This is a genomic window from Petrocella sp. (assembly GCF_059865615.1).
This window is the reverse complement of record NZ_JCBCDA010000078.1, coordinates 1-5948: the sequence shown is the minus strand read 5'-3', so window position 1 is coordinate 5948 and position 5948 is coordinate 1. Positions and strand designations below refer to the sequence as shown.

Genomic DNA, 5948 nt, shown 5'->3' with positions numbered 1-5948 from the left:
TTACCGGCTACAACAAGGTGATGCTGTGGACTTAAGGTCTATTCCCTCTGTTGTCGGTGGTAACGAAAAATCAAGACATGGTATTGTCCTTGCCAAATCAACACCTGCCAAGCAATATGGCATCCATACCGGGGAACCCCTCATGGCGGCACGACAGAAATGTCCTAACCTTGTAGTGGTGCCTCCCGACTACAACCTCTACATGAAAGCCAGTCAAGCCATGATCGACATCATCCAAAGATACTCGCCCCTTGTCCAACAGTTTAGTGTAGATGAGTGTTTTGTGGACTTTCTTCAGATTGGATCTGATAAAAAAGACCCTGTCCTACTGGCGCACACCATTAAAGATGCCATCTCAGATGAACTGGGCTTTACCGTTAATATAGGTGTCTCTCACAATAAGATCCTTGCAAAAATGGCTTCCGACTTTAAGAAGCCTAACCTTGTTCATACCCTTTTTTCTCATGAACTGAAAGAGAAATTATGGCCCCTGCCGGTTTCTGACTTATTCATGGTGGGACGACAGACCTCTAAAAAGCTCTATTATCTTGGCATCACCACCATTGGTGAATTGGCAAAGGCCGATACGGATATGCTCTATGGTCATTTCAAAAGCTTTGCCTATCTGATTCAGAGCTATGCCAACGGCGTTGACCCTTCTCCTGTTCGTAAAAATAACCATCCCTTGGTTAAAGGCATGGGCAATTCGACCACCGTTAAATTTGATGTTCTTGAAGCGACAACCGCTTATCAGGTTCTCTTGTCCTTAGCCGAAAGCGTAGGCATGCGCCTAAGGGCCGCAGGCTTTTGCGCCGGTCTGATTGCCGTGAGCATTACCTCTGCCACTTTTGGTCACAAGAGCCATCAATACAAGCTTAGCGTCGCTATGAATTCAACCAGCTATATCCACCAAGTTGCTAGGCGTCTTTTTGACGAGCTTTGGGACGGTATGCCTATTCGCAAACTGGGTTTACGAGCCAGTGACCTACACACCAATGATTATGTTCAATTGTCTTTTCTAGAGGATTATGATTTTTCTAGAGATCGGCTTCTGGATCTGGCTGTTGACCGGATTCGAGGGCGCTATGGACTGACTTCCATACAGCGTGCCAGCTTTTTACATTCCGGTTTGAAACCGATCACCGGTGGCATTGGCGTGGAAGATTATCCTGTCATGACCAGTATTTTATAGATGAGGTGTTATATATGAAAACCATTGCAAAACCTATCGAGATGATCAGTTGGACCGAAGAAGACGGTCGTATCCATCCCGTTAAGTTCAAGATTACAACCCACGAAGGTGAACGACAGGTCTACCGGGTCCTTCAGATCTATACCACTGAACTTGACCGGGTTGCCGGCAACAAAGTCTATCGCTTCACCTGTGAGATTGCCATCAACGCCATGATTAAGCTTTGTGAGATTCGCTACGACTTGGATTCCTGTCGTTGGGTTCTTTTTAAGATATAGATTTGGTTAAAGGGTCAAAACTAAGTTTCACTCAATTTTATAAATGACTTTTCTTGAAAAGTTCGTAATTAAACACCAAACACAATATATGAGGTTCTTCTCCAATAGCTTGGATGTAAGATGACGTAGTCACACATATGCTGTTGGTTAATAAGGATATGTAGGGCTTGGTGATCCATACCTCAAGACTGCCACCACTGATAAAGCGATACAAATCTTCCTCTGAGTAATCATATCCCTTGTTGTGAATCTTAAAAATGTCCGCGTTCCTAGAAGAAAATCCCGTATTGTTAATCATGGCATCACTTATTTGAATACCTTTTTTATCGATAATCCAACCATTTTCAATAGAGGGATAAGCAATAAAAAGCTGGTTCACATTTTTTTCCATAGAATAATGTGGCCAATTATGACTTTCTTCTTTAAGTTGATCTAAAAACATAACAATCTTGTTCATGAAAAGGCGCATGTCTTCTATCGTAGCAGTTTTTACATGACTTCCAATACGTTCAAAGCCCTTCTCCAAGTCAAATAAGTCGACATAGTCTTCTTCACTGACTCTGACCGGTTCTTTGATATAGTAACCTTGGAAATATTGAGCGCCCTGCTCAAAGGCTAATGCCAGGCTTTTTTTTGTTTCAATGCCTGTTTCTATTACAACCATACCCATCTCATGTGCAATCTGACCCATATGTTTTAGTATGCGTTTTGAATAACTTGGGTTGTTCAACTTGGCTAAGTATTGGTGATTTATCTTTATAATATCGGGATTAAAAAGTATGATTCTATCCAGATTAAAATAATCTTTGCCAATATCATCAATGCTGATATAAAAGCCAAAAATCCGCTGTTGGTTAATAAACGCTTGAATCTGTTCTACCGAAATATTCTCATAATTACCGATGTCAAAAACAACAGATTTTGGTACTATGCCATAGGCCTCAACAATTTCCTTTAGAGCATTGGTTTCTTCACAAGCATGGATCATACTTTCATTAATGTTAATAAACAATAAGGATTCAGGGTTTTTTTCCTGAATAGGAAAAAAAACTTGAACTGTCTTTTTTATAACCAATAACCCAAGCTCCATATCCAAATCTTCTTCCACAGCCTTCTCAAAAAGTGTATTCGGTCCTATTATTTCCTTGGTTATTGGATGAATACCTTTTACAAAGGCTTCTATACCAATGGCAAATCCCTCGTGATGGGAAATGATTGGCTGCATATATATTTCTATAGATTCTTGGTCAATCAGTTCACGGGTTGAATAACTATGACTCATGTATTTCTCCATCTCTAATATTATTTACGCTATGCTTCACTCTAGAATAACAAAATCTTGATATAGAGCAGCGCTCTCATCTTGACTTACCGGTTCACTCATTCTGGCAATGGCCATAGGTCCTAGCCAAGGTTTTATCGCTTCAAAGTCCATACCAGAGACTTTGTAATACGCCTTCAAATAAGACCATATCAATATTTTTCTGGCGATATAAAACATCCACATAAAGATTCTAGGTTGTTCTTTATGAAGATCTTCGTATTTCAAAAGGATGTATGTTCTTGCCACATCTGCAGCAGGATGTCCCTTAGCTGCTGTCACCCAGTCAATAACCGTTGCTTTTTTCTCATAATAAAACACGTTCCGAGGATGAAAATCCATATGACATATGGCTTCACCATCAGGTAATTCATTTATGGTTTTCATCACTGCTTCAACCAAGTCAACAGGTAGATCCACCACCTTATTAATGCTTCTTCTAAGGTGCTCCTTAACATCCGGTAAAAGAGGTGCTGTTTTCTCATGGATGTTAAGTTGGATCCTTGCCAAACATTTTCCGTAAAAATAAGCCTTCCATATCTTTTTAGTCAAATGAAAAAGTATGGTCTTTCCGTTAATACGTTCAAAAATGTAGCCTCTACGTCCTTCTACTTCTATTTCTTCTATAAGTCTTGGCATGGATAGACCTTTGTCATAGACAATCTCATGAATCAGACCCTCATAGTCAATCATTTGATCTTCAATATGAGGTTTGAACAACTTCAAAACCGTATGGTCGTGCCACTCATAAACATCTGATGTTGCGCCGTAACCCATAAGTTGTCGTTTCATCCAAATGCCCCCATTCCATCTTTTACTCTATTTACTAACCATTATCTTACCCTTTATTTTACAAAATTTTATATTTTCTCTTCTGATGATTTTATCACAATCGTCAAATTTTTTCTATAGAACATGCTTCGATTTAAAATAAAACCACTTCAAAATCATTGTTAAAAAGATCTATAAGTAGAAGCTTGCCATTTAATAGCTCACCCCTTCCAATTAATACCTTAACCGCCTCACTGACCTGTAGTGATGCTACCAGTGCCGGTGAAAACGAAGGGTTACCCAGTTCTACTTCATGACCTTTCCCCTTGTGATTTCTATAGATTTTACTCAGAAAATCATCACCAGGCATAATCGTACTTACCTGACCGTACCAACCTGCAATTGCACCATAAACCATAGGGATACCCAATTCTGAAGCTGCCTTTTGAAGTACAAAGCGTGTCTCTATGGAATCCAGGGCATCGATTACAAGATCATGTCCTCGAACAATGTCTAGGGCATTTTCCTGGGTCAAATATGCAATGACAGGGGTCAATTCTACATCTGAGTTGACCTTTTCCATCCTCTCTTTGGCTGTTATGGCTTTACCTAAGCCAATATGCACTTCTGTCGAGAGAAGCTGCCGGTTCAGATTACTCACATCAAAAACATCACCATCCACGGCGGTAATCTTCCCTACACCAATTCTACCCAGCATTTCAATCACATAGCCACCAAGGCCACCACAGCCAATGACACATACGCTTTTATTCTTTAATACATCACACTCGTCTTGACTCAACATATTTCTATTTTTTGTATAACGGTCCATATCAGCCACCTCCTACAGGTGGAAAAATAGAAACAATATCGCCTTCTACAAGCTTTGTATCCAAAAGACCGTCGCGACCGTTAATCATAAGAATCGCCACATCCTTCTCATCAATCTGAAGTTGGTTAATAATGGCTCTGGCTGTCTGTTCCTCCTGAAGTTCTACCATGACTTCACGGCCTCTATCTTTTCTAAGTGTTGCAAACAATCTTACTTTAAATTCCATAAATCCTCCTTCTAGCTATAGACAATAAACAAGATTACGCACCCATAGACAATCGCCACAGGAAGGCATATTGCCATAACAGTCACTGGTCGTATCTCTTACAAGGTCACACCCATCCACTAGGTCACAGTCTGTACATGAAGGGTAATGGTTATCGTATACCATAGCACGGTATTTTTTATAAGCATCGGTATCCCATATGTTTTCAAGTGTGTCCGTCATGATATGGCCAAAAGTATGTGCTTCTATTTTCTTACTTCTCCCAAATACAACTTCTGTACCACTGTGGGCAAACCGGTAACAAGGGGTGATATCACCTTTGGCGTTGATGACGGTTGTATCGTTTTCAATGAATCTACATCTGCGCTCCGTTTTAAGCTTCGATTCAGACAATCGAACTTCAAGCCCTTTTTTTAGACCATGACTACGAATCCTTTGATAAAAAGCTTTCATTTCTGGTGCATCATTTTCCGAATAAAGAATTAAGTCCCCGTCTTCTAAAGATGCAGGCAGAATATTCGATACGATAAATTGAGTGGCACCAAGTTCACTCACCAAGTCCATGAGCTTAAACACATCTTGTTTATTGGTTTTTGAGATCACCATTTGAAACACAAGCTGAGGCATTTTACTGTTTCTAGCGATTTTTAATGCATTCAACTTCTTGACATTGTCAATGACAACTTGAAACTCAAAGCCCCTAATATCAAAAAATACTTCTGATAAACCATCTATGGAAATAACCAGTTGGTCCACATGATCGATGAAGGCTGTCATCAGATCTTCTGTAAAGGATGTTCCGTTACTGGTGAGCATTAATCTATATTGACTAAGTCGCTTCAGCACTTCCTTAATCCTTGGGTGGACCGTAGGCTCACCAATCCCACCTACAACCACTTCTTCCAGGGTTTCCATATCTACGAGTTCGTTTAATATCTTGTCCAGCACCTCGCTTTCCATGTCCTGTGGTGCTTCGCTCCATGATTTTCTATAGCACATGGTACAGTTAAGATTGCACCGATCGGTTAATTCTAGATTTACCTTTTTGATCGCCATTTTTACCTCCATTTTACAACCTTCCTAATATAGAACAAAGAGGCTACGCCTCGTTTTGCAAAGCAAATTGTTCCGGCAGGAAAGGCTTCCTTGATTGTTAATGCGACACTTCAACGCATTAACATAGTGAGGACTTGTAGAGTAAAGTTCTGGCTTTGGCAATGCCTCTGCCAGAACCTCCTCATCAAACCGTACGTGAGGTTCTCCCTCATACGGCTTTCCGAAGTTCTTCTTCCATCTGCATTACGATGCAAATGCAACTCTCTTAAGTC

The 5948-nt window shown here is 40.3% G+C and carries 7 protein-coding genes; 2 read left to right on the top strand and 5 right to left on the bottom strand.

Annotated features, from left to right (window positions below):
- Window positions 1-25: 25 nt before the first annotated feature.
- Both AC6F8J_RS09190 and AC6F8J_RS09185 read left to right on the top strand, forming a co-directional pair.
- Window positions 26-1192, top strand: coding sequence for a Y-family DNA polymerase (locus tag AC6F8J_RS09190; RefSeq protein WP_500722762.1), 1167 nt, complete (start codon window positions 26-28; stop codon window positions 1190-1192).
- Window positions 1193-1206: 14 nt separating this feature from the next.
- Window positions 1207-1470 (top strand): hypothetical protein, encoded by a 264-nt coding sequence (locus tag AC6F8J_RS09185; RefSeq protein ID WP_125136093.1) that lies wholly within the window; start codon window positions 1207-1209, stop codon window positions 1468-1470.
- Between the two features lie 37 nt (window positions 1471-1507).
- Here AC6F8J_RS09185 and AC6F8J_RS09180 read toward each other — a convergent pair whose 3' ends face one another.
- From AC6F8J_RS09180 to AC6F8J_RS09160, 5 genes are all read right to left on the bottom strand, one after another.
- Entirely contained in the window at window positions 1508-2752 is a 1245-nt protein-coding gene (locus AC6F8J_RS09180; protein WP_500722760.1) for an EAL domain-containing protein, read from the bottom strand.
- A gap of 36 nt (window positions 2753-2788) precedes the next feature.
- Window positions 2789-3583, bottom strand: a complete 795-nt coding sequence (locus AC6F8J_RS09175; RefSeq protein ID WP_500722758.1) for a phosphotransferase — start codon at window positions 3581-3583, stop codon at window positions 2789-2791.
- Between the two features lie 133 nt (window positions 3584-3716).
- Window positions 3717-4394 carry a ThiF family adenylyltransferase gene (locus tag AC6F8J_RS09170; protein ID WP_500722756.1) on the bottom strand — a complete coding sequence of 226 codons (678 nt, stop codon included), beginning with the start codon at window positions 4392-4394 and terminating at the stop codon, window positions 3717-3719.
- Between the two features lies 1 nt (window position 4395).
- Window positions 4396-4620 (bottom strand): MoaD/ThiS family protein, encoded by a 225-nt coding sequence (locus tag AC6F8J_RS09165; RefSeq protein WP_275841520.1) that lies wholly within the window; start codon window positions 4618-4620, stop codon window positions 4396-4398.
- 15 nt (window positions 4621-4635) lie between these two features.
- Window positions 4636-5676: a tungsten cofactor oxidoreductase radical SAM maturase gene (locus AC6F8J_RS09160; RefSeq protein WP_500722753.1), complete on the bottom strand. Its 1041-nt coding sequence runs from the start codon at window positions 5674-5676 to the stop codon at window positions 4636-4638.
- Window positions 5677-5948: the final 272 nt, after the last annotated feature.